The organism is Sphingomonas limnosediminicola (genome assembly GCF_039537965.1).
Taxonomy (GTDB): Bacteria; Pseudomonadota; Alphaproteobacteria; order Sphingomonadales; family Sphingomonadaceae; genus Sphingomicrobium; species Sphingomicrobium limnosediminicola.
The window spans coordinates 954,014-975,548 of record NZ_BAABBM010000001.1; the positions used below are offsets into that span (position 1 = coordinate 954,014).

Below are 21,535 nucleotides of genomic sequence, written 5' to 3' on the forward strand. Positions count from 1 at the left end.
CAGCGCTGCTTCGCGAAGCAGCCCTCCATCCGCGATGGAGTGAGAGCCGCTCACCCTCTAGGCCGCGTCCAACGCCGCCAGCAACGCGCGGAAAGGAAGCAGGATGGCGCCGTGCCGAGCCTGCCGTGAACGGGCCGGCGCAAGCACCGCAACGCCGGGCCAGGACCCGTGATGATCATGCTCGTTCGCAAGCCACCGGCTGAGATCGACCATCGCGGCGGCAACCTGTCCGTGCGTCCGGCCGCGGCAATGCTGCTCGACCAACGCCGCCGATGCCTGGCCGAATGCGCAAGCCTGAACTTCCATGGACAGGCGCTCCACGCGCCGGTGTTCGTCCAGCTGGACGGCGATCCGAACGCGGCTACCGCAGGTGGGCGAGCGAACCTCTGCGATCCCGTCCTCGCGGTCGAGCGGATGCGGATCGCTGAGCGACGCGGCGAGGCGCAGGATCTGCGTGGTGTAAAGCGGATCGCTCATTCCCGTCGCCACGTAGTGCCGTTCGGCCCATCCTCCAAGACAATGCCATTGGCCTTGAGCTCGTCGCGGATGCGATCGGCAGTCGCGAAGTCACGATTCCTCTTGGCGTCTGCCCTCGCGGCGATGCGATCTTCGACAGCATCGGCGTTTCCACCGCCCTGGAACCAGTCGTCGGCGGAAGACTGCAAGAGGCCAAGGAGCTGTGCACTTGCTCTCAGCGAGGCACCGTCCAGGGCCGAGAGCCGCGAAAGCGCCAACGGCGTGTTGAGATCATCGCGAAGCGCATCGAGGACGCCGACATCGACTTCCCCGGCCTGATCGTCCCGGGCCGAGCGATATAGCCGGTCCAGCTTCGTTTTGGCCTGCGCGACGATACTGTGGGTCCACGGCAGCGGCTGCCGGTAATGCGCGCTCAACAGCGCCAGACGCAGCGTCTCCCCACGATGGCCTTGCGCCAGCAACTCCGCCGGGGTGATGATGTTGCCGAGGCTCTTCGACATCTTCTCGGAGCCCATGTCGACGAAGCCATTGTGCACCCAATAGCGGGCGAGCGGCGCGCCATCGTGGGCGCAGCGGCTCTGCGCGATCTCATTCTCGTGGTGCGGGAAGATGAGGTCGAGACCACCGCCGTGAATGTCGATCGTTTCACCAAGGTGGGCGCGGATCATTGCCGAGCATTCGATGTGCCAGCCCGGACGCCCGCGGCCCCAGGGCGAGTCCCACCCGATCACGCCCTCGCCGCTCGGCTTCCACAGGACGAAGTCTGCAGGGTCGCGTTTGTAGGGCGCGACCTCCACGCGTGCCCCGGCGACCATCGCGTCGCGATCGCGCCTGCTAAGTACACCGTAATCGGGGTCGGACGGCACGCTGAAGAGCACATGGCCTTCCGCCTCATAGGCATGGCCCAGCTTGATGAGGCGCCCAATCATCGCCACCATCGGCGCGATTTCCTGGGTCGCGTGCGGGGCAATCGTCGGCGGTTGGACGCCGAGTGCGCCCATATCCTCGAGATACAAGCGCTCGTAACGGTCGGTGATTACCGACGGATCGACGCCTTCCTGCTCCGCCGACGCAATGATCTTGTCGTCCACGTCGGTGACGTTTCTGGCGTAAACCAGGCTGTCAGCCCCGAACTCGTGCCGGATCAGCCGCGCCAGCGTATCGAATACCACCGCCGGCCGGGCATTTCCGATGTGCGCGCGTCCGTAGACCGTGGGCCCGCACACATACATGGTGATCCGGCTCGGGTCGGCCGGGGCAAATTCGCGCTTCTCGCGGGACAACGTGTCGTGAAGGCGGATCATGCGTGTGACGGACGCGGATGGTCGCGCCGCGCCTCGACCCAGTCGACGATCGCGCGGCCGCTGGCGTTGAGCAGCGGATAGGTCCGCGACTTGGTCATCCATTCGGGCCGGTCGGCCATGGGACCGTAGACCATGTCTGTCGCGAGATTCGCGAGCAAAAAGAACAGAGTTACGCCAAGCAGCCCCTTGATGGCGCCAAACCCGCCGCCGAGCACGCGGTCGAACGGTCCAAGCACCGGCGAACGCCGTGTCCGCCCGCCGATGGAGCGGGCCAGCAGCTTCACGATGATGAAGCTCGGCAGGAACAGGATGGCGAAGGCGAGCACCGCGCCGGCGGCCGGGTTGGTGTGAAAGCTGTTCTGTATCCCTATCCACAGCTGGGTGTGGAACAGCTTGAGCATCAGGATCGCCACCACCCAAGCCAGCAGCGAAATGACCTCGTGCACGAACCCGCGCACGAAGCCCACGGCGGCCCCGCCGATCAGCAAGAGGAAGACGAAGACGTCGAGCGCGGTCATCAGGGTTCGGCTAGCGAAGTCTTTTGCGCATTGCGAGCCAACAACGCATCGGCCATTCTCAAGCAATGTGGTCTGGCCGGCCTTTATTGCTCATCTTCGGCACCGGCGATCAGGCGGACCAGATGAGCCACGAAGGCAATCGCGTCTTCGTGACGGGTAGCGCGGACCTCGGCCGGCTGCTCCCGAACCGCGAAGCGCTTCATCGCCTGCAAGTCTCAGCGAGCCCGCTCAAGCCATCGGACTTGCCCGATCTCAGCCCCTATCCCGTCGTCGTCAACATGATCACCGAGGCCGAGCACAGCGCGAAGGTGCTGGCGAACGTCAGGACGATGTTGCGCGGTTACCGCGGCCGCGTCGTCAATCCGCCTCACGCCGTCCTGAGTTCGACCCGGGACCAAGTCGCGCAGCGCCTAAGCGGAACCGAAGGCCTTATCGTACCGCCCGTCGTTCGGCTTCAGGGCAGCGAAGCAGAATCCGCCGTGAAAGCGATTGCAAAGGCTGGAATCGGATCTCCGATCATTCTCCGAAAGGCCGGAACCCACACAGGCGAGACGGTCGCTTTGCAGAACTCCGTCGACGAGGCCGTGGCCACAATGGAGAGCGGCCAGATATATTTCGCGACTCAGTTCGTGGATTTCGCGAGCGGCGACGGGCTCTATCGCAAGTATCGGCTGTGGTTCATCGGCGCCCGCGCCGTGCTTCGGCACATGTATGTGTCCGACCATTGGAACGTGCACAGCAAGGACCGCGCACGCTTCATGGGCCCGCGCCCGGACTTAGTTGCCGAAGAGCGCGCATTGATCGGGCAAACCGAGCCCTTCACCGAGCAAATCCGCCAGACCCTGAGCGAAGTGCGCAGGCGAATGCCGCTCGACTTCTTCGGCTTGGATTTCGGAATCATGCAGGACGGCAAACTCGTGTTCTTCGAGGCGAACGCGACAATGAGCTTCTTCCCGCTATGGCGCGACGACGATCCGCAGTTCGAATATCTGAAACAGGTCGTCCCACCCGCGCAGGCAGCGTTCATGCAGCTCGTCGGCGTGAGTGGGCCCGCAGTCGGGAGTCCCCGCGCTAACGTCCGAGTATGAGGTCAACCAGTTCGCGCAGGTTCGTGAACTCGGCGAGCTTCAGCCCCTCGCTTCCCTTCACGCCCTTGGGAACCCAGGCCCGTTCGAACCCCAGCTTAGCCGCTTCCTTTAGCCGCAGCCCTGCATGCGCAACCGGGCGTATCTCGCCTGAGAGGGCGACCTCACCAAGAACAACGCATTCGCTCGGCACCGGCCGTTCCGACATGGCCGAGATGAGCGCAGCCGCGACCGCGATATCTGCGCCAGGGTCGCTGAGACGATAGCCGCCGGCGACGTTGAGGTAGACTTCCGCCGTTGCAAAGCTGAGGCCGCACCGCGCTTCAAGCACGGCAAGGATCATGGCGAGCCGGCCATTGTCCCAGCCCACCGCCGCGCGTCGCGGCGTGGCGCCGGTTGCAAGCCGAACCGTAAGCGCCTGAATTTCGACCAGCACCGGACGGGATCCCTCGATCGCGGGAAAAACGCTCGTTCCGCTGACCGGCGACCCCCGGTTCGTGAGGAACAGGGCGGAAGGGTTCGGCACCTCGGTCAGGCCCTGCCCTTCCATGGCAAACACGCCGATCTCGTCCGTGCCGCCGAAGCGGTTCTTCATCGCGCGAAGGATGCGGTACTGGTGGCTGCGTTCGCCTTCGAAGCTGAGCACCGTGTCGACCATATGCTCCAGCACGCGCGGGCCGGCTATCGTACCGTCCTTGGTGACATGACCGACGAGGATGACCGCAGTGCCGCGCTCCTTCGCGAAGCGAACCAGCTCCTGCGCTGAGGCTCGCACCTGGCTGACCGTGCCCGGTGCGCCTTCGATCAAGTCCGAATGCATGGTCTGGATCGAATCGATGATCAGGAGCGCCGTGTCCTCGCCGTTCCCGACGGTCGTGAGAATGTCGCGAACGGAGGTGGCGGCGGCGAGTTGGACCGGTGCCCGGCCGAGCCCCAGACGAACTGCGCGCAGGCGGACTTGCTCGGCGGATTCTTCTCCGGAAACGTAGATGACCCGCTTGCCATCGCTGGCAAGCCGCGCAGCAACCTGCAGCAGCAACGTCGATTTGCCGATGCCCGGGTCGCCGCCGACGAGCATCGCCGATCCGGCTACGATGCCGCCGCCGATCGCACGGTCGAACTCGGCAAGGCCGCTTGGCAGGCGGTCCGGCAGCGCCGCCGGTGTTTCCAGCCCGACGAGCGGAATGACGCTCCCGCCACCCTGAAGATTATGCTTGGCCGCAAAGATGTTAGAGACCTCGGCAGCCTCCTGCACCAGGGTGTTCCACTCGCTGCAGTCGGCGCACTGGCCCTGCCAGCGGCTCGATACCGAACCGCAGGCCTGGCAGACATAACGTGATTTGGGCTTCGCCATGGGCTCAGTGATTAGCGTTTTGCCGGTCTTTCGCTAGGGGTTGCGCATGACCGGAATTTCTCTCGGCTCGGTAGGATTTCTGCTGCTCGTGGCATGCCTGATCGCGATGCTCTCGCGACGGCTCGGGCTGCCCTACATCGTCGGTCTGGTCGTCGCGGGTCTCCTCATCGCGCTGCTTCCGATTGTCCCGAACCTTCCCCTGTCGCGCGACTTGATCTTCAATGTCCTCTTGCCGCCCCTGGTTTTCGAAGCCGCGCTTCAACTCGACTGGCGCCGGTTCCGCGCAGAACTTCCCGTGACCCTCACGCTGGCATTCGCCGGCGTCGCTATTGCCGCCATGGTGGTCGCCGGCGGAATGCACTGGATTGTCGGATGGAGTTGGATCGGCGCCGCATTGTTCGGCGTCCTGATCGCCGCAACCGACCCCGTCTCCGTCATCGCCTCTTTCCGCGAGTTGGGTGCCCAACCCCGCGTATCGATGGTGGTGGAGTCCGAAAGCTTGCTCAACGACGGCGTGGCCGCGGTCGGCTTTGCCATCCTGTCCGCCATCGCCACCGGCGCATCGGCCAGTGCGGGTAGCGTACTTCCTGCCTTCCTCTGGACCCTTGGCGGCGGGGTACTGATCGGCCTTCTCGTCAGCGGCGGGATTCTCCTGATTGTTGGTCAAACGAAAGACCCGCTCGTCGAGATCACGCTGACCACAATCGCGGCCTACGGGTCGTTTCTGCTCGCGGAATATTTGCACGCGTCGGGCATCATCGGCGCTCTTGCAGCAGGTCTCCTCATCGGCAGCGTGGGCTGGGACCGGTTCGTGTCCGAGGAAAGTCGAGAGAGGCTGGAAGGTGCTTGGGAATTCTTCGCGTTCCTGGCCAACAGCATTGTGTTCATCCTCATTGGGATGAACCTCGCCAACCAGCCGCTTCGCGATCTCGGCTCCGTCGCAGCAGTCGTGGCCACCCTATGTGTTCTCGCCGGCCGGGCCGTATCTATCTATCCGCTCGCCGTTCTCTTCAATCGCTCCCGTTGGCGTTTGCCGGCGGCGTATCAGCACACGCTCTTCTGGGGCGGCCTCCGCGGTGCGCTGGCCTTGGCGCTCGCGCTTGCGGTCCCGGCAAATGTTCCCGAACGCAACGCGATTATCGTCATCGCTTTCGTCGTCGTCGCCTTCTCGATCCTGGTGCAGGGCCTCACCATACCTGCACTGATCCGACGCTTCGGCCTCATCGACGGTCAAGAACGGTCGGTTGCCGCCCCGGCGGACGCCAGCTAACCGCCGCAACGTGAGTTTGCTTCCCGAACCGCTTCGGATCCCCGGTTACCGCTATTTCTGGCTAGCCCGATTAATGACGACGATCGCGCAGATGGCGATGGTCATCGTCATCGGTTGGCAGGTCTACGACATCGCGCGAGAAACGATGGGCATCCGCGAGGCGGCCTTCCGCCTCGGCCTAATCGGGCTCGTTCAGTTCGTGCCCTTGTTCGTGCTGACCCCGATCAGTGGCTGGACTGCAGATCGGCTCGACCGAAGACACATTGCGCGGGCCGTGGTGTCGCTTGAGCTATTCTGCGCGGCGATCCTGTTCGCCGCCACATATGGCGGGTTCATCAGCCTGCCGATCCTGTTCGGCGTCGCTGCGCTGCTTGGTGTGGCAAGGGCATTTGCCGGCCCCGCCCTGGGCGCGCTCGCGCCGAACCTAGTGCCGCGCGAGATCCTGCCGCAAGCAATCGCGCTCAGCTCTGCCGCGTGGCAGACCGGCGCGATCGCCGGGCCTGCGCTCGGCGGCATCCTCTACGACGTGACGCCTCGCCTTCCGTACGGGCTGAGTGCAGCCCTGTTCGCTTTGTCGGTGCTGTGCCTGTTCACCATCCCGCCGATCCCGCGCACGCCGCTGCGCCCCGGAAGCCCGTTCGACCAGATGGCCGACGGTCTTGCCTACGTCAGGCGGAACAAGCTGGTCCTGGGAGCGATCACGCTCGATCTTTTCGCGGTCCTTCTTGGGGGCGTGACCGCGATGCTGCCTGTCTACGCCCGGGATATCCTGCACGTTGGCCCAGACGGTCTCGGCCCACTTCGGGCTGCGCCGGCAGCGGGCGCGACGCTGACCGCCATCCTATTCTCGATCCGACCCCTGAAGACGAACGTCGGGGTCAAGATGCTGGCGGCCGTCGTCGTCTTTGGCGCTGCGACCGCTCTGTTCGGTCTCTCGCACTCTTTCCCGCTGTCGCTGGCATGCCTCGCCGTGCTTGGCGCTGCGGACATGTTCTCGGTCTACATCCGGCAGTCGCTCATCCAGCTCCACACGCCCGACGAGATGCGCGGTCGGGTGGCCGCCGTCTCGACCCTCGCCATCTCCGCATCGAACGAACTGGGCGAAACTCGGAGCGGCTTCACGGCGGCGCTTCTCGGACCGGTCGCAGCTACTGTGGCCGGTGGCATTGCGGCCATTGCGGTGACCCTGCTTTGGGCCGGCCTGTTCCCCCAGCTTCGCCGCGCAACGACGTTCGAACTGCCCGATCCAGCGCCAGAGGAAGCCGACGTCGTGTCGAGCGGCGTTTGAGTTGGTTCTTGCAAAAGGCCGTTAACCACCCGATTTGCGCCACCGCACCATCGCTAGGAGCCAAGGCATGAACGCCGCCAATATCCTCGAGACGATCGGCAATACCCCCCACGTCCGGATCAATCGTTTGTTCGGTCCCAATGCCGAGGTCTGGATCAAGCAGGAGCGCGCCAATCCCGGCGGCTCCATCAAGGATCGTATCGCGCTGGCGATGGTCGAGGACGCGGAGCGCTCGGGCAAGCTGAAACCGGGCGGAACGATCGTCGAGCCAACTTCCGGCAACACCGGAATCGGCCTCGCGATGGTTGCGGCCGTAAAGGGCTACAAGATCATCCTCGTCATGCCCGACAGCATGAGCGTCGAGCGGCGCCGCCTCATGCTCGCTTACGGTGCTCAGTTTGACCTGACGCCGCGCGAGAAGGGGATGAAGGGTTCCATCGCCCGCGCCGAGGAAATCGTCGCGGAGACCCCCGGCGCCTGGATGCCGCAGCAGTTCGAAAACCCGGCCAATCTAGAGGTTCACCGCCGCACGACGGCGCAGGAAATCCTTCGCGACTTCGGCGACAATCCGCCCGACGCCATCATTACTGGCGTCGGCACCGGCGGCCATATCACGGCCGTTGCGGAGGTGCTGAAGAAGGAATGGACGAATTTGAAGGTTTTCGCAGTCGAGCCGACTCTTTCGCCGGTTCTTTCCGGAGGCCAGCCCGGCCCGCACCCGATCCAAGGCATCGGCGCCGGCTTTATCCCCGCGATCATGGACACCAGCGTTCTCGATGGCGTAATCCAGGTCGATCCGGCCGACGCAAAGGAAATGGCGCGTCGCGCGGCTCGCGAGGAAGGTATGCTGGTCGGGATTTCGTCGGGCGCGACGCTTGCCGCAATCAAGCAGAAGCTACCGGAGCTCGGCGAAAAAGCCCGAGTGCTCGGCTTTAACTACGACACCGGTGAGCGTTATCTGTCGGTGGCCGACTTCCTCCCCGAAGAAGCTTAAGCGGCCGCTAACCGCATTCCTTTGTTCGGCGGTTAACTCCGTCGGGTAATAGTCCCCGTGTCGGCTCGCCAGCTCGGCTTCGAGTCCGGCGAGTCGCTTAGGGGCACATTGGATGCGTAGATCTCGGTTCGCGAAGGCAATCGAAACGGCCGAGGCGCCCGAGCGGCCTTCGATCATGGATGCCTTGTGGTTCGACGTTACGCCGCCGGACTCCGCCGACGAAGACGCGCTCTGCGAGTGGCGCCTGGCCGGCGTCCAGCATGCGCCAATCATCCTTGGCGTTACGCACGTTTTGATCGCCGTCGCCTGCATCGCGCTGTCTGCGCATCATACTTATTCGTCGCTCGCCGATAATCCGTTCGTTTCCGCTTCGCTTGTTATCCTGTTCGACGCGGCCACTGCAGCGCTGCTGTTGACGCGCAAGCGTTTGAGCCTCGCACCTCACACCATCTTCCGCATCCTTTGCGCATATCTGGCCACTGCTGGCGTCCTGTGGACGTGGTTCGGCTACGCGGTGTCGGACGACATGTTCGTGACACCAATTGCTGCGGCTCCGATCGCGATGGCGGCCGGCATCGCGATGCGAACGATCGTGTCGATCAGTTCGCCGCCGCTGGCGCTGGTCAACATGCTCGTATCGATCGCCGCCACCGCATTCCTGGCGGGTTCTCCCCTGCTCCCGATCGGCGTCGCGATTCTGAGCTTGGTGCTGTTCACGCACAGCGTCGTCGCTGCGCAAGGCTTCATCGCCACGGGCCGCAAGCGCCTTCATCTCGAGACCCAGGCACGCAAGGCGCAGCACTTCGTCGATGAATTCGAAAATAGCGGACGAGGCTGGTTCTGGGAAACCGATCCACTGGGCACCCTCTCCTATGTGTCGCTGCAGCTCGCCGAGGACTTCCAGTGCAATCCCGAGGAACTGCTTGGCCGTCAGTTTACGGATCTGCTCTCAGTCGACAACAACACGTCGGGCGTGGTCGAGGAGCGCAAGACGCTCGGCTTCCATCTGTCGGCGCGCTTTCCCTTCTCGGATGTGGTCGTCCGACCGGCGAGCGAGCAGGACGTGCACTGGTCGCTCTCGGGTAACCCGATCTTCGACGACCGCGGCCGCTTCCTCGGCTTCCGCGGCATAGGAACGGACCTTACGGAACAGCGGCGCTCGGAACAGGAAATTACTCGCCTTGCGCGCTTTGATTCCCTGACGAGCCTGCCGAACCGCGCGATGATGCGCCAGACTCTGGACGAGGCGCTTCGCAACGCAGCGCACCGTCAGAAGGGCTGCGCGCTCTTCATGATCGATCTCGATCGCTTCAAGAACGTCAACGATACGCTCGGCCATCCGGTGGGCGATGCCTTGCTTCGCCAAGTCGCGGAGCGGCTGAAGTCGGTGATGGGCAATCACGGTCAGGTAGGGCGTCTCGGCGGAGACGAGTTCCAGGCGGTCATGCCGGGGACAGTCGATGTCGGCTTGCTTGAATCGCTAGCCCGGACGCTTATCGAGCAGGTATCGCGCCCCTACACGATCGAGGGTCACAAGGTGACGATCGGCGCGTCGGTCGGCATCGTCATCGGCGATCCCGGCCGCGCCAGCGCCGACGCTATGGTCCGCAACGCCGACCTTGCGCTCTACGCCGCCAAAGCTGCCGGGCGTGGCAAGCACCGGCTCTACGAGCCTTCGATGCACAGCGAAGCCGCCGAGCGCCAAGTCATGGAGAACGACCTTCGCCAGGCGATCGAGCGCGGTGAACTCGCCGTCCATTTCCAGCCGATCGTTCGCGCGGCGGGTGAAGAAATTTCGGGCTTCGAGTCACTCGTGCGTTGGCAGCATCCGACGCGCGGCCCCATCTCGCCATCGAAGTTCATCCCGCTTGCAGAGGAGGCCGGCCTGATCGGAAAGATCGGCGAGTGGGTGCTTCGTACATCGCTCGAAGAGGCCTCCAACTGGCCCGATCACGTCCGTGTCGCGGTCAACCTGTCGCCGTTGCAGTTCAACGACCCGAGTGTCGTGGCCATGGTGTCGAAGCACCTCAATGAGACGGGCGTCCGTGCTGAGAGGCTCGAGCTTGAGATCACCGAAGGCGTGTTCCTGGCCGAGGGCGACACGACGGACGATACGTTCGCCAAGCTGAAGGCGCTTGGCGTGCGGCTGGCGCTCGACGATTTTGGCACAGGCTATTCATCGCTCGGCTATTTGAAAAAAGCGCCGTTCGACAAGATCAAAATCGACCAGAGCTTCGTCCGAGGCGCGGCGTCCGCGACGAACCGCAACGCCGCCATTATCCGCGCCATTGTGACGCTGGCAGAAACGCTCGGCATGGACACCTGCGCCGAGGGCGTCGAAACCCATGACGATCTTCAGCTCATTCGTGAACTCGGCGTCAGCATGGTGCAGGGTTACATCTTCGGAAAGCCGAGCCCCGCCGAAACGGCGCGCGAGCTGGCGAATAGCACCACCGTGCACGCGGAAGGCTTCGCCTGCATCCGGGAACCGCGCCATCGCCTGATGCGCCGCGCGATCACCTGCATTGGTGGTGAAACGACCGAAGTTCGCCTGCGCAATATTTCGTCGATGGGCGCGCTCGTGGAATGCGACATTCCAATTGCGCCGGGTACGGAGCTAGCGATTGACATCGTTGGCGTCGGACCGGTGCGCGGGCTCGTCCGCTGGGCGCAATCAGGCCAGTTCGGCGTGCTTTTCGGCCAAGAGTTCGATCTGGCCCGGCTTGCTCCAAAGAAGGAGAAGCCGATCACCACGCAGATGGTGAGTTCGCGCCACGTGCTGAAGCGGCAGGTTGGCTAGAAGACGCTCGCTAGTCTGCGCGACGCGGCACGGTCTCGCCCGTAGAAATCATCGAAATAGACGATCGAGGTTCCGCTCGGAACTGCCGTCAGATAGGTGATATAGATCGGCACCGGCTGCGGAAGGTTGACCTTCTGCTCCGGCCTTGCCCCCTGCGCGCGCGGCGGTCGGCCGTTGAACAGCCAGCGTGCGAAGCGAGCGGCATCCTCAAGCCTGACGCAGCCGTTGCTCTGCAGCCGAGCGGCGTCCTCGATCTTTTCCTTTTCCGGCGTGTCGTGAAGCCAAATACCCTGGCTGTTCGGGAACATGAACTTCATCTTCCCCATCGAGTTCGCCGGTCCCGGCTTCTGCCGCAAATTAGCCTGCACCCGACCCGCGACTACTGCATGCCAATCGATCGACATCGGGTTAAGCACATGCGCGTTCTCGCCGAACTGGTCGACGAGCTCATAGCCCTTCTCGTTGAGATATTTGCGGCCGCCGGCAACGACCTTCGGCGCGAGCCTGCGCGCCGTGATGTCCGGCGGCGAGTTCCAATAGGGGTTTAGTGCGACGTAGCGGATGAACGCGTTCATCATCGGCGTCTGCGCGATCGGGTCGGGCCGACCCGCGACCACGCGCATCGAGTCAACTACGCGGCCGTTCTCGTACATATAGAGGCGGGCGGCGGGCGGATTCACGATTACGTAGCGGCCAGTACCTGCTGGCAGAGCGCGCGCGCGTTCGAGATTAGCCGCGAGGAGTCGCCGCTCTGCTTCGCTGCGATAAATATGCGCCGCAATCGCCTGCCGAAGATTGGCGTAGATCGGGTTCATCCATCCCATCTGGCTCACATATTCGGACAATGATGGAGCCTGCGCCGCCTGGTTCAGCAGCGTGGTCGCCGATGGCGGTGTCGGCTTCAGCTCCGGATCGACGTAGATGACCCCATTGTGAGGGTCGTGGCGTTGATCGCGCGCATAAGCGACGAAGGCAGCGCTCAGCATCGCATCGGCACGACGGACCGCCATCGGATTGCCGCTCTGTGCATCCTGGATCGCACGGGAAAGCGCCCGGACATTGTAGTGCTTGGGGTTGAGATTGTCGGCTTGGGCCGTGCTCAGTATCTGCAAGAGCTGCTGGGCCGCCGCACCGCTGCGAGGTGCAAACCACAAAGGCGAACCGCCCCGCGCGCTGTAAAAAGCCGCAACGTCACCGCCATCGGCGGTCTGCGCAAGCGCGGGCTGAACGCCGCTGGCAACAGGCATACAGATCGCCGCCGCAGCTACGGCCAGACCAAGCGAAAACTTCTTCATATTGTCCCTTCGTCGCCCAGGCCACGGTCTATCGCCACCGCCGCCTGAACCTCAAGTGACGTCGCCGCCCGAAAGTTCCGCGAGCGCGAAGAGCGCCGGGGGTCGCCCGACGCTCTCCGTTGTCATTTCTGTTGGGTTTAGCGGCGCATGATGTCGACATCGCGCACATAGCCGTTGAAGTCGACGTCGCAGCGGAATCTCAAGTCAGCTGCATTGGCGTAGCCGTAACCGAGCGCGCCGTAAGCGCCGACGCCGTACGGGCCGTAGCCATTGTAGGCCATGCGGCCGCTGCTCGCGAGCCCGCGCACGCGGATTATGCCGTTATACCGCGGAGCAACCTGCGTAACCGACAGGACACGGCCCTGCGTATTTGCGCCGAGCACAGCACCCAGAATGCCGCCAATGCCGCTACGGTTGTACAGTCGCTGCTGGACGGCAGCGCTGCACTGCTGAGCGGCCACGTTGGTATTCACGGCACCGTAAGCGTAGCTGCGATTGTAGCCGTACGAGTTGTATCCGTAAGGATTGCTGTAGTATTGCGCGGCAGCCGGGGCCGACGTTGCAAAGGTAGCAAGGCCGGCCGCACCGGCTAGAAGCTTGTTCATAATGGTCATGGCTCTAACTCCTTTCACTAGATTGGAGCCTTTGGCCATAAAACGCCTGACAGGCCTGCCGGTTCAGCGCTTGTCGCCGCAGGAACTCTGTTCACCTCTTTAGTATGAACGCGGGATAAACGTTCTACTTGGCGATCGCGTAGAAGTTCGAAGGCCCGTAACGTTCGTTGGTGCGCTTGTTGAAGTCGAAGGCCTCGTGGTGGGACGCGATTTCCGTGCCGTCATATCCGAACACGCGAAAGCCGCGCCCCAGCAGATGTTCCGTTACCGGCATCCCGCTACGCGGCCAGTCTTCATAGACGAAGATCGCGTCCATCCCGCTCGTACCTTCGATGGCAGCAATCTCGGCGCCTTCGACGTCAAGCTTGATGACGCAAGGGCCGGTCCAGCGATACTGACGGCGCGGCGATAACGGCGCCCGACAAAGCATCAAACCATGCCGGCCGGAGGGCAAACGAAGAAGCGGCCCTGGGGCAACTCGATACTCGGTTAGAGCCGCTTCTTCGCCGGACAAGCCAGGGCAATTTGGCTTGTCGCGAAGCGGCATATCGTTTCGTTTTCGAAAAGGCTCCTAACCTATATTAGACCCGGCAACGGTTGGTCGTTTTGCGACCGTTCGTGGCCTAAAAAACCTCCGCCGGGATTCTCATCAATGTCTCGGCGCCCGCCTCGATCTTTTTGCGCAAACCGGTCGACAGCGGCAGCTCACGCAGTGCGTAGAAGCGGGCGGTCACCAACTTCGCATCGTGGAACGGCTCGTCGCCCGTCCCCTCGTCAAGCGCGCGCTGAGAGGCGGCGGCGATCTTTACCCACATCCAGCCAAGCGCAACCAGGCCCATCAGGTTCATGTAGGCATAGGCCCCTGCCCCCGCGTTGTCCGGATCTGCCATGCCGTTCTGCGCTAGCCACATTGTCGCAGCCTGAAGATCGCCAAGCGCTGGCTCAAGCGCCGCCGCGATGCCGGACGGATCGCCCGCCTGCTTCGCCTCGGCAATGTCCCGCCCGACCAACTCGAAGAAGGCGCGAACGGCACGCCCGCCATCCTTGGGCAGCTTCCGACCGACGAGGTCCATCGCCTGGATACCGTTCGTACCTTCATAGATCTGGCAGATGCGCGCATCGCGGACGAACTGCTCCATCCCATGCTCGCGAATGTAGCCGTGGCCGCCCAACACCTGCTGCGCGTAGACCGCCGCCTCGAAACCCTTGTCGGTCAGGTAGCCCTTGATGACGGGCGTGATGAGGCCGAGCAGGTCGTCCGCCTGCTGTCGTTCGGTTTCGTCGGGAGAGCGGCGGATCAGGTCGACCTGAAGCGCGCCCCACAGCACAAGTGCGCGCCCGGCTTCGTTCCACGCCTTCGCTTCCATCAGCATGCGGCGAACGTCCGGGTGGACGATGATCGGATCGGCCTTGGCATCCGGATCGCGCTCGTCCTGCTTGAGCGCCCGGCTCTGGCGCCGTTCGCGGGCGTAGCTCGCAGCGTTCTGATAGGCGACTTCGCCTTGCGCCAGGCCCTGCAGGCCAACGCCTAGCCGCGCCGCGTTCATCATGATGAACATGGCAGCGAGACCCTTTTCCGCTTCTCCGACTAACCAACCCTTCGCGCCATCGTAATTCATGACGCAGGTCGCGTTGCCGTGAATACCCATCTTCTTTTCGAGCGCGCCGCACGACAGCGCGTTGCGCTCGCCCAGCGAACCATCGTCGTTGACGAGGAACTTCGGCACCACGAACAGCGATATGCCCTTCACATTGTCCGGCGCCCCTGCGATCTTCGCGAGGACGAGATGGATGATGTTCTCGGCAAGATCGTGCTCGCCCGACGAGATAAAGATCTTGGTGCCTGAGATTGAATAGCTGCCGTCCGGGTTCGGATCCGCGCGCGTTTTCAATAGGCCGAGGTCGGTACCGCAATGCGGCTCCGTCAAGTTCATCGTACCGGTCCACTGGCCGGTGATCATGTTTGGCACGAACTTCTGCTTGAGTTTGTCACTACCCTTCACCAGCAGCGACGCGATCGCGCCGGCGGTCAGCCCCTGATACATCTCGAAGCTGTGGTTGGCCGACAGGATATATTCTGTGACCGCGGTGCCCACGACCTGCGGAAGGCCCTGCCCGCCATATTCTTCCGGCCCGGTCAGCGTCGGCCAGCCGGCTTCGACGAATTGCTTGTAGGCTTCCTTGAAACCCGGAGGCGTTACAACCGACCCGTCGTCGTTGCGCTTGCATCCGACTTCGTCGCCGACGCGGTTCAGCGGCTGCAGCACCTCCGCGGCAAACTTGCCGGCCTCGTCCAGGATGGCGTCAATCAGGTCGGGAGTCGCGTTGGCGAAGCCCGGAAGGTTCGAGTAGCGGCCGATGTCCAGAACGTCGTTGAGGATGAAGCGGGTCTCACGCACCGGCGCGGTATAGGTGGGCATGCGAACTTACCTCCGTGTCAGCAACGTCCTATTCCGCAACTTTTGTGGCGTCCAGCGGGACGAAGGGCGAGATGCATCCGTTGCGCGGTCGCTGCCGTATAAGGGTGCGAAGGAGATTCGCCGCATGAAGGCTTTTGTATTCTCGCTCGCACTTCTAGCTACTCCGGCGGCTGCCGCGCCCCGCACAGAGACTGCCGTGCTGGCAGGCGGCTGCTTCTGGGGCATGGAAGCAGTGTTCGAGCATGTGAAGGGCGTCACCGACGTCGTGTCGGGCTTCGCGGGCGGAAGCGGCAAGGACGCGAATTACGACAGCGTCAGTTCCGAGCAGACCGGCCACGCTGAGGCAGTGCGCATCACCTACAACCCGTCGCAAGTCAGCTATCCGCAGCTTCTGCAGGTCTTCTTCGCCGTAGCGCACGACCCGACGGAAGTGAATCGCCAAGGCCCCGACGTCGGCCCGAGCTATCGATCGGCAATTTTCCCGCAGTCACCGCGGCAAGCGCAAATGGCGAAGACGTTCATCGCGCGCCTGAATGCGTCGCACGTCTACAAGAAACCGATCGTCACGAAGATCGAAAGCGGCGGCTTCTACATGGCCGAGGCATACCATCAGGATTTCGCCCGCAAGCACCCTAACCACCCCTATATCCTGGTCAACGATCGGCCGAAGGTCGCGTCGCTGAAGGCGCGCTATCCCAATCTTTTCAAGGCGTAAGCGCGGCTAAGCCGTTAAGATTTCACGTCTTATTCAGGGCGGGGCGACAAATGGCGTCGCTCACCCTATATCGCTCGCCCAAAGCCGGAGGCTCGGTACCGACGTGACGCTGACGACCAACCCGTTCGACGATGACAAGCTGCGCGAAGAGTGCGGCGTTTTCGGCATCTGGGGCGCCGACAATGCCGCAAGCTTCGTAGCGCTTGGCCTTCACGCACTCCAACACCGCGGTCAGGAAGCGGCCGGCATCACGACTTTCGACGGCCGTCATTTCCATTCGCATCGCGCGATGGGTCATGTCGCCGGCAACTTCGACCGCGACGACATCATCCGCAAGCTGGCCGGACGCGCCGGCATCGGTCACGTTCGCTATTCGACGACGGGCGAAACCGCCCTTCGCAATGTCCAGCCGTTGTTCGCCGAACTGGCGGAAGGCGGCTTCGCAGTCGCGCATAACGGTAATCTATCCAACGCGATGAAGGTTCGGCGGACGCTGAACCGCCGCGGCTCGATCTTTCAGTCGACCAGCGATACCGAAGTCATCATCCACCTCGTCGCCACGTCTGCTCGCTCGGGTACCCTCGATCGCCTGACCGACGCGCTGAAACAGGTGGAAGGCGCTTACTCGCTCGTCGTCCTCACCGATGAGGGCCTCGTCGCCTGCCGCGATCCGCTCGGGATCCGACCGCTGGTCATGGGCAAGCTCGGCGAAGCGACGATCTTTGCGTCGGAAACGGTAGCGCTCGACGTTATCGGCGCGAACTTCATTCGCGACGTCGAGCCCGGCGAACTCATCCTCGTCAACGACAGCGGCATTCGCTCCTTCCGGCCTTTCCAGCAGGTCGAACCGCGCCCGTGCATCTTCGAACACGTCTATTTCTCGCGCCCAGACTCGATTGCCGAGGGGATCTCCGTCTACGAGGTCCGCAAGAACATCGGGGCCGAGCTGTCGCGCGAATCGCCGATCGACGCCGATTATGTCGTGCCGGTTCCTGACAGCGGTGTACCGGCGGCGATCGGTTTCAGTCAGGCGAGCGGCATCCCGTTCGAGCTTGGCATCATTCGCTCGCACTATGTCGGCCGCACGTTCATCCAGCCAAGCCAGGACGTTCGCCACATGGGCGTGAAGCTGAAGCACAACGCTAATTCCGCGCTGGTCGACGGCAAGAGCATCGTCCTTATCGACGACTCTATCGTCCGCGGCACGACCAGCGTGAAGATCGTGCAGATGATGCGCGATGCCGGCGCGCGCGAGGTGCATATGCGCATCGCCTCGCCGCCGACCAGGCACAGCTGCTTCTATGGTGTCGACACGCCGGAGCGGGCCAAACTCCTCGCGGCGCAGATGAACGTCGATCAGATGCGTGACTACATCAACGCCGACAGCCTCGCCTTCATCTCGATCGAAGGCCTTTATCGGGCGCTCGGTCAGGAGCGGAACAACGCGCTTCCGCAGCGTTGCGATGCCTGCTTCACCGGCGCCTACCCGACAACGCTGACCGACGTTGCCGACAAGGAACGCGCGGCCTCGCTTTCGCTTGTCGCCAGCCGCTAAACGCGGCTTCCATGACTGATTCGCTATCATTCGCGGGCAAGCTCGCCCTCGTCACTGGTGCCAGCCGCGGCATTGGGGCCGCCACGGCGGAAGCGTTCGCGGCCGCCGGTGCCCATGTCATCCTCGTCGCCCGCACCGCGAGCGCGCTCGAAGAAGTCGAGCAGCGCATCCACGAAGCCGGCGGAAGCGCGACCATTGCACCACTCGATCTCACGGAAGGGGAGTCGATCGGCAAGCTGGCCGTCGCGGTCGCCGAGCGATGGCAGAAGCTGGACGTGCTTGTGCTCAACGCCGCGATGCTCGGTTCGCTGACGCCGGTTCAAGATATCGACCCAAAGGAATATTCGCGGCTCCTGAGTCTAAATCTGCTCGCGCCGCAGGCGCTGATTGCCGCCTTCGACCCGCTCCTGCGCAAGGCTGACCGCGCCGATGTCGTCGCGGTCACTTCCTCGGTCGGAGCGGAGCCGCGCGCCTTCTGGGGCGCGTACGGTTCATCCAAAGCGGCGCTCGAGACCCTCGTGCGCGCTTATGCCGATGAAACGGCGTTCACGAAGCGCATCCACGTGCACATCGTCGATCCTGGCGCCACGCGCACCCGCATGCGCGCGCTCGCCTTTCCGGGTGAGGAACCCGAGAGCGTGAAGCCGCCGGAAACCGTCGCGAAAGCGATCCTCGCACGCCTGACGGCCAAAACTGTCGACAGCGACCGCCTCCGCGTCGAAGCCTGATTTCGTTTCGCCTCCGCTGCATTTCGCTGCGGACTGAGAATAATCCATGTTAAGCTGCCCCGAACAGGGAGCAATGACATGGCCCGATCGCCCGGCTTCATCAAACGCCCGCCGAGGGTCGACCTTCGTCAGCGGGCAACGATCCTCAATAGTGACGGTGCTGTCATCGAGGCCGTGCTGCTCGATCTCTCGAGTAGCGGTTTCAAGATTCAAGCGGTGGAAACGTTACGTATCGGGGAATTCGTAACTCTCCGTGTCGGCCGGTCGAGCGAGATGAAGGCGCAGATCCGCTGGGCATTGGGCGACCAAGCCGGTGGCGTCTTCATCAACCCCGTGGATCAGAGCGAGCTGCAATAAGGCCGATCGGCTGCCGAACGCCGTACGCCACAATCCCTGAAGATCGAGCGCATGGCTAGCGGTAGTGCAGCCGCCTTAAGCGATTTCGACAGATCGTTCGATTTGCACGCCACCGGCGAGGTCGATCTCGCCCTCGCGATAGCCATCCCAATAATGAATGCGGCTGGCGTGAACCTTGATCAAGACGAGGCCCGGCGTGTCGAAGCCTTCCTTGAACCAGTCGTCGAGGTCTTTCGTCCAATGTTTTTCGAACCGAGCCTTGTCGCGGATCAGCTCGGCCTTGCCCTCGACCGTGATGAAGAAGGGCTTCATGTGCAGCGCGCCTGACTTCGCTTGATAGGCCAGGCCGACACTCGGGTCGCCGGTGATGTCGCGGACGCTGCCCGTGTCCTGATTGGTGAAGAAGAAGTTATCGCCGTCATATTCGACCTGGCGGTTGTTGCTCATCGGGCGCGCGGCGATGTCACCGTTCGAGGTACGAGTGGAGAGGATCGCAAAGTCGATGTCGCGCATCTTCTCGCTGATGTCGCTAAGTTGAAGGTCGGCCATTGGCTTCTCCCATGTTGAGTTTTGCCCAAGAGAACGTGGCAGGCGCGCGCGTGGCTCCCGTATACCGCACAATGGCCGTATCTAATTCTCGTCCCGAAGCGCGGTTTGCGGTAGAAGCGGCCCATGGCTCTAGCCCAGCGCGCGTTGATTGAAGCGATCGGACTTAGTCCCATTGCGATGGTCGTGAGCAATCCGCGGCGCGCCGATAATCCTCTCGAGCTGGTCAATCCGGCTTTCGTCGCGTTGACCGGCTATGCCGAGGCCGACGTTATTGACCGCAACTGCCGGTTCCTCGCCGGCAATTGCACTGAAACCGCGGCGACGCGGATGATCCGTACCGCCATTGGCGCTCGTCGCCCGGTCATTGCGGACATCCTCAACTACCGCCGCGACGGCTCAGCGTTCCGGAACGGGGTAATGATCACGCCTTTGTTCGATGACGATGGCGAGCTCGCCTGGTTCCTGGGGTCCCAGGTCGATCTTGGCGACGATGCACCTGACCCGCTTGCAGAGCGCCAGGCCCAAGCGGCGCAGCAGGTTCAGGTCCTCCCGGTCCGCCAACGCCAGGTTCTTGAGGGAATGGCACAGGGTCTTCTGAACAAGCAGATAGCCTGGGACCTCAAGATCAGCGAGAAGACCGTGAAGATGCACCGCGCTCTGCTGCTGGAGCGGCTAGGCGTGGCGACGTCCGCCGAGGCGATCCGGATCGCGGTCGAGGCCGGGCTCTAAGCCGCCGCGCACCCATTAAGGTGCGCGGCAGGACTTTCAGGTCAGAGCGTGATGTCGTCGTTGAAGAACTGCGCCGTCATGGTGTGAAGTTGGATTTCAACCTCCGGAGTGGTGTCGCCGTTGACGTCGGCTTGAGGACCCAACCGCGCTGCCGTCCTGGTTGACCGTCGGCGTCGTGGTCCACACGCCGTGCGCGGTCGCGGACAGGCCGGCCGAGGGACGTGCGATTTGTCAGCTTTCCGGGGTCAGTGTGACCTGCGCGACATCAATCGCGCCGCCGCGAAAGCCCCCTTCACAATACATGAGGTAGTAGCGCCAAAGCTGGTGGAACGGTTCGCCGAACCCGTTGAGCACACCGCGCGCAACCGCCTCGTCATAGCGGTGTCGCCAGCGTTTGAGCGTCTCGGCGTAATCCCGGCCGAAGCTGGCGCGGCCGCTCCAGATCAGCTGATGCTCCGCGGCGATATCCTTGAATTGCTGCTCGTCGATCAGGCAGCCGCCAGGGAAGACATAAGTCTGGATGAAGTCGGCGCTCCGCACATAGCGATCGAAGATCGAATGCTCGATTGAGATATATTGGAGGGCGGCGCGGCCGCGGGGCTTCAGGTTGCGCGCGATGCAGCCGAGATAGGTGCCCCACCAGCGCTGACCGACCGCCTCTACCATCTCCACCGACGCAACCGCGTCGAACTGCTCGTCGGTGTCGCGGTAGTCCTGGAGCCGGATCTCGATCCGGTCGGCCAGGCCGGCCGCCGCGATCTTGTCTTCCGCCCACGCTTTCTGCTCGGTCGAAAGCGTAAGCCCAACGACCTGCGCGCCAAGCCTCGCGGCTTCGATCGCGAGCGTCCCCCAGCCGCAGCCGATCTCAAGCAAACGGTCACCGGCCTTGAGGTGGAGCCGATCGAGGAGATCATGGATCTTGCGCAGCTGCGCGGTTTCCAGGCTGTCGTCCGCCGAAGCGAAGCGCGCGCTGGAATAGGTCATCGTTGGGTCGAGCCAGGCGGCGTAGAAGTCGTTGCCGAGGTCGTAGTGGGCGGCGATATTCTCTCTGGCCTTCCGCGGCGCATTGTCCCGCAGGCGATGAGCAATCGCGTTGACCAGACGGAACGGCCCCTTGGCGCGGCCGACGTCTCCAAGTGCGACAGCATTGGCCGAGAAGAGCTCGAAGATCCTGACCGGGTCGGGACTCGACCATTCGCCGAGCGTCCAAGACTTGTACCAACCTACGGAACCTGACGTCGCTAAACGGAGGAGTGCCATCCAGCTGTTTAGCCGGACGATCGCTTCCGGCCCGCGACGGTGAAAGCCGAGCCGGCGGCAAGATCCGTCGGGCAGAGTCGTCTCCATCCCGCCGAGCGCCAGCTTCCGGTCTAGCTGGTCGAGCACCTTGGAAAATGCCGGTGCCGCAATGCGGGCCAGCCGGGCGCCACCGGTCGCGAAACCCCGGTCCGCACGCAAGAGATGTTCGCCGCGCGTGCTCATC

Annotated in this window: 20 protein-coding genes; 10 read left to right on the plus strand and 10 right to left on the minus strand. The window is 63.3% G+C overall.

From position 1 onward, the window contains the following. Positions 1-57: 57 nt before the first annotated feature. The 3 genes from ABD704_RS04955 to ABD704_RS04965 are packed head-to-tail and all read right to left on the minus strand — an operon-like array spanning position 58 to position 2,299. Positions 58-477, minus strand: coding sequence for an iron-sulfur cluster assembly scaffold protein (locus ABD704_RS04955; RefSeq protein WP_344698571.1), 420 nt, complete (start codon positions 475-477; stop codon positions 58-60). Next, on the minus strand, positions 474-1,781 hold the full coding sequence (gene cysS / locus ABD704_RS04960) for a cysteine--tRNA ligase (protein WP_344698572.1): 1,308 nt from the start codon (positions 1,779-1,781) through the stop codon (positions 474-476). Before cysS ends, ABD704_RS04955 begins: the two co-directional genes overlap by 4 nt. After that, on the minus strand, positions 1,778-2,299 hold the full coding sequence (locus ABD704_RS04965; RefSeq protein WP_344698573.1) for a CvpA family protein: 522 nt from the start codon (positions 2,297-2,299) through the stop codon (positions 1,778-1,780). Before ABD704_RS04965 ends, cysS begins: the two co-directional genes overlap by 4 nt. Positions 2,300-2,364: 65 nt before the next feature. Between ABD704_RS04965 and ABD704_RS04970 the strand changes: the two genes are divergently transcribed. Continuing rightward, on the plus strand, positions 2,365-3,387 hold the full coding sequence (locus ABD704_RS04970; protein ID WP_344698574.1) for an ATP-grasp domain-containing protein: 1,023 nt from the start codon (positions 2,365-2,367) through the stop codon (positions 3,385-3,387). Here ABD704_RS04970 and radA read toward each other — a convergent pair. Then, the gene (gene radA, locus ABD704_RS04975; protein ID WP_344698575.1) at positions 3,371-4,738 is read right to left on the minus strand and encodes a DNA repair protein RadA; all 1,368 of its coding nucleotides are present in this window, start codon (positions 4,736-4,738) and stop codon (positions 3,371-3,373) included. The genes ABD704_RS04970 and radA overlap by 17 nt on opposite strands. A gap of 46 nt (positions 4,739-4,784) precedes the next feature. Here radA and ABD704_RS04980 point away from each other — a divergent pair, with 46 nt between their 5' ends. The 4 genes from ABD704_RS04980 (at position 4,785) to ABD704_RS04995 (ending at position 11,090) form a co-directional block, all read left to right on the plus strand. Next, positions 4,785-6,008, plus strand: coding sequence for a cation:proton antiporter (locus ABD704_RS04980; protein ID WP_344698576.1), 1,224 nt, complete (start codon positions 4,785-4,787; stop codon positions 6,006-6,008). A 10-nt stretch (positions 6,009-6,018) separates the two neighbouring features. Next, positions 6,019-7,296: an MFS transporter gene (locus ABD704_RS04985; RefSeq protein ID WP_344698577.1), complete on the plus strand. Its 1,278-nt coding sequence runs from the start codon at positions 6,019-6,021 to the stop codon at positions 7,294-7,296. A gap of 67 nt (positions 7,297-7,363) precedes the next feature. After that, positions 7,364-8,290: a cysteine synthase A gene (gene cysK, locus ABD704_RS04990; protein WP_344698578.1), complete on the plus strand. Its 927-nt coding sequence runs from the start codon at positions 7,364-7,366 to the stop codon at positions 8,288-8,290. 112 nt (positions 8,291-8,402) lie between these two features. Continuing rightward, complete coding sequence (locus ABD704_RS04995; protein ID WP_344698579.1) at positions 8,403-11,090, plus strand: EAL domain-containing protein; 2,688 nt, start codon at positions 8,403-8,405, stop codon at positions 11,088-11,090. Here the strand turns inward: ABD704_RS04995 and ABD704_RS05000 are convergent. The 4 genes from ABD704_RS05000 to ABD704_RS05015 all read right to left on the minus strand — a co-directional run bounded on the left by ABD704_RS05000 (position 11,087) and on the right by ABD704_RS05015 (position 15,419). Continuing rightward, positions 11,087-12,385, minus strand: coding sequence for a L,D-transpeptidase family protein (locus tag ABD704_RS05000; protein ID WP_344698580.1), 1,299 nt, complete (start codon positions 12,383-12,385; stop codon positions 11,087-11,089). The two genes, ABD704_RS04995 and ABD704_RS05000, sit on opposite strands and share 4 nt — an antisense overlap. 137 nt (positions 12,386-12,522) lie before the next feature. Then, positions 12,523-12,999, minus strand: coding sequence for a hypothetical protein (locus ABD704_RS05005; RefSeq protein WP_344698581.1), 477 nt, complete (start codon positions 12,997-12,999; stop codon positions 12,523-12,525). 124 nt (positions 13,000-13,123) lie between these two features. Next, complete coding sequence (locus ABD704_RS05010) at positions 13,124-13,429, minus strand: hypothetical protein (RefSeq protein WP_344698582.1); 306 nt, start codon at positions 13,427-13,429, stop codon at positions 13,124-13,126. Between the two features lie 193 nt (positions 13,430-13,622). Further along, entirely contained in the window at positions 13,623-15,419 is a 1,797-nt protein-coding gene (locus ABD704_RS05015) for an acyl-CoA dehydrogenase C-terminal domain-containing protein (protein WP_344698583.1), read from the minus strand. A 124-nt stretch (positions 15,420-15,543) separates the two neighbouring features. Here ABD704_RS05015 and msrA point away from each other — a divergent pair, with 124 nt between their 5' ends. From msrA to ABD704_RS05035, 4 genes are all read left to right on the plus strand, one after another. Further along, entirely contained in the window at positions 15,544-16,134 is a 591-nt protein-coding gene (gene msrA / locus ABD704_RS05020) for a peptide-methionine (S)-S-oxide reductase MsrA (RefSeq protein WP_344698584.1), read from the plus strand. Between the two features lie 103 nt (positions 16,135-16,237). Further along, a complete protein-coding gene (gene purF, locus ABD704_RS05025; RefSeq protein ID WP_344698585.1) occupies positions 16,238-17,689 on the plus strand; it encodes an amidophosphoribosyltransferase in 1,452 nt (483 codons plus the stop codon). Between the two features lie 11 nt (positions 17,690-17,700). Next, positions 17,701-18,417 carry an SDR family NAD(P)-dependent oxidoreductase gene (locus ABD704_RS05030; RefSeq protein WP_344698586.1) on the plus strand — a complete coding sequence of 239 codons (717 nt, stop codon included), beginning with the start codon at positions 17,701-17,703 and terminating at the stop codon, positions 18,415-18,417. 78 nt (positions 18,418-18,495) lie between these two features. Next, complete coding sequence (locus ABD704_RS05035) at positions 18,496-18,774, plus strand: PilZ domain-containing protein (protein ID WP_344698587.1); 279 nt, start codon at positions 18,496-18,498, stop codon at positions 18,772-18,774. A 75-nt stretch (positions 18,775-18,849) separates the two neighbouring features. On the opposite strand, the gene ABD704_RS05040 is transcribed toward ABD704_RS05035, so the two are convergent. Beyond that, positions 18,850-19,323, minus strand: coding sequence for a pyridoxamine 5'-phosphate oxidase family protein (locus ABD704_RS05040; protein ID WP_344698588.1), 474 nt, complete (start codon positions 19,321-19,323; stop codon positions 18,850-18,852). Between the two features lie 123 nt (positions 19,324-19,446). Between ABD704_RS05040 and ABD704_RS05045 the strand changes: the two genes are divergently transcribed. Beyond that, positions 19,447-20,052, plus strand: coding sequence for a LuxR C-terminal-related transcriptional regulator (locus ABD704_RS05045; RefSeq protein WP_344698589.1), 606 nt, complete (start codon positions 19,447-19,449; stop codon positions 20,050-20,052). Between the two features lie 231 nt (positions 20,053-20,283). Here the strand turns inward: ABD704_RS05045 and ABD704_RS05050 are convergent, their stop codons facing one another. After that, positions 20,284-21,534: a class I SAM-dependent methyltransferase gene (locus ABD704_RS05050; protein ID WP_344698590.1), complete on the minus strand. Its 1,251-nt coding sequence runs from the start codon at positions 21,532-21,534 to the stop codon at positions 20,284-20,286. Between the last annotated feature and the right edge of the window lies 1 nt (position 21,535).

Excerpts from the sequence above, each read along its gene's own strand:
- ABD704_RS04955 (WP_344698571.1), bottom strand. The coding sequence starts at position 477 with ATGAGCGATCCGCTTTACACCACGCAGATCCTGCGCCTCGCCGCGTCG.
- ABD704_RS05005 (WP_344698581.1), bottom strand. The coding sequence starts at position 12,999 with ATGACCATTATGAACAAGCTTCTAGCCGGTGCGGCCGGCCTTGCTACC.
- ABD704_RS05030 (WP_344698586.1), top strand. The coding sequence starts at position 17,701 with ATGACTGATTCGCTATCATTCGCGGGCAAGCTCGCCCTCGTCACTGGT.
- ABD704_RS05000 (WP_344698580.1), bottom strand. The coding sequence starts at position 12,385 with ATGAAGAAGTTTTCGCTTGGTCTGGCCGTAGCTGCGGCGGCGATCTGT.
- cysK (WP_344698578.1), top strand. The coding sequence starts at position 7,364 with ATGAACGCCGCCAATATCCTCGAGACGATCGGCAATACCCCCCACGTC.
- ABD704_RS04995 (WP_344698579.1), top strand. The coding sequence starts at position 8,403 with ATGCGTAGATCTCGGTTCGCGAAGGCAATCGAAACGGCCGAGGCGCCC.
- msrA (WP_344698584.1), top strand. The coding sequence starts at position 15,544 with ATGAAGGCTTTTGTATTCTCGCTCGCACTTCTAGCTACTCCGGCGGCT.
- radA (WP_344698575.1), bottom strand. The coding sequence starts at position 4,738 with ATGGCGAAGCCCAAATCACGTTATGTCTGCCAGGCCTGCGGTTCGGTA.
- ABD704_RS05035 (WP_344698587.1), top strand. The coding sequence starts at position 18,496 with ATGGCCCGATCGCCCGGCTTCATCAAACGCCCGCCGAGGGTCGACCTT.
- ABD704_RS05010 (WP_344698582.1), bottom strand. The coding sequence starts at position 13,429 with ATGCTTTGTCGGGCGCCGTTATCGCCGCGCCGTCAGTATCGCTGGACC.
- ABD704_RS04965 (WP_344698573.1), bottom strand. The coding sequence starts at position 2,299 with ATGACCGCGCTCGACGTCTTCGTCTTCCTCTTGCTGATCGGCGGGGCC.
- ABD704_RS05050 (WP_344698590.1), bottom strand. The coding sequence starts at position 21,534 with ATGAGCACGCGCGGCGAACATCTCTTGCGTGCGGACCGGGGTTTCGCG.
- ABD704_RS04970 (WP_344698574.1), top strand. The coding sequence starts at position 2,365 with ATGTGGTCTGGCCGGCCTTTATTGCTCATCTTCGGCACCGGCGATCAG.
- ABD704_RS05015 (WP_344698583.1), bottom strand. The coding sequence starts at position 15,419 with ATGCCCACCTATACCGCGCCGGTGCGTGAGACCCGCTTCATCCTCAAC.
- ABD704_RS05040 (WP_344698588.1), bottom strand. The coding sequence starts at position 19,323 with ATGGCCGACCTTCAACTTAGCGACATCAGCGAGAAGATGCGCGACATC.
- cysS (WP_344698572.1), bottom strand. The coding sequence starts at position 1,781 with ATGATCCGCCTTCACGACACGTTGTCCCGCGAGAAGCGCGAATTTGCC.
- ABD704_RS05045 (WP_344698589.1), top strand. The coding sequence starts at position 19,447 with ATGGCTCTAGCCCAGCGCGCGTTGATTGAAGCGATCGGACTTAGTCCC.
- ABD704_RS04980 (WP_344698576.1), top strand. The coding sequence starts at position 4,785 with ATGACCGGAATTTCTCTCGGCTCGGTAGGATTTCTGCTGCTCGTGGCA.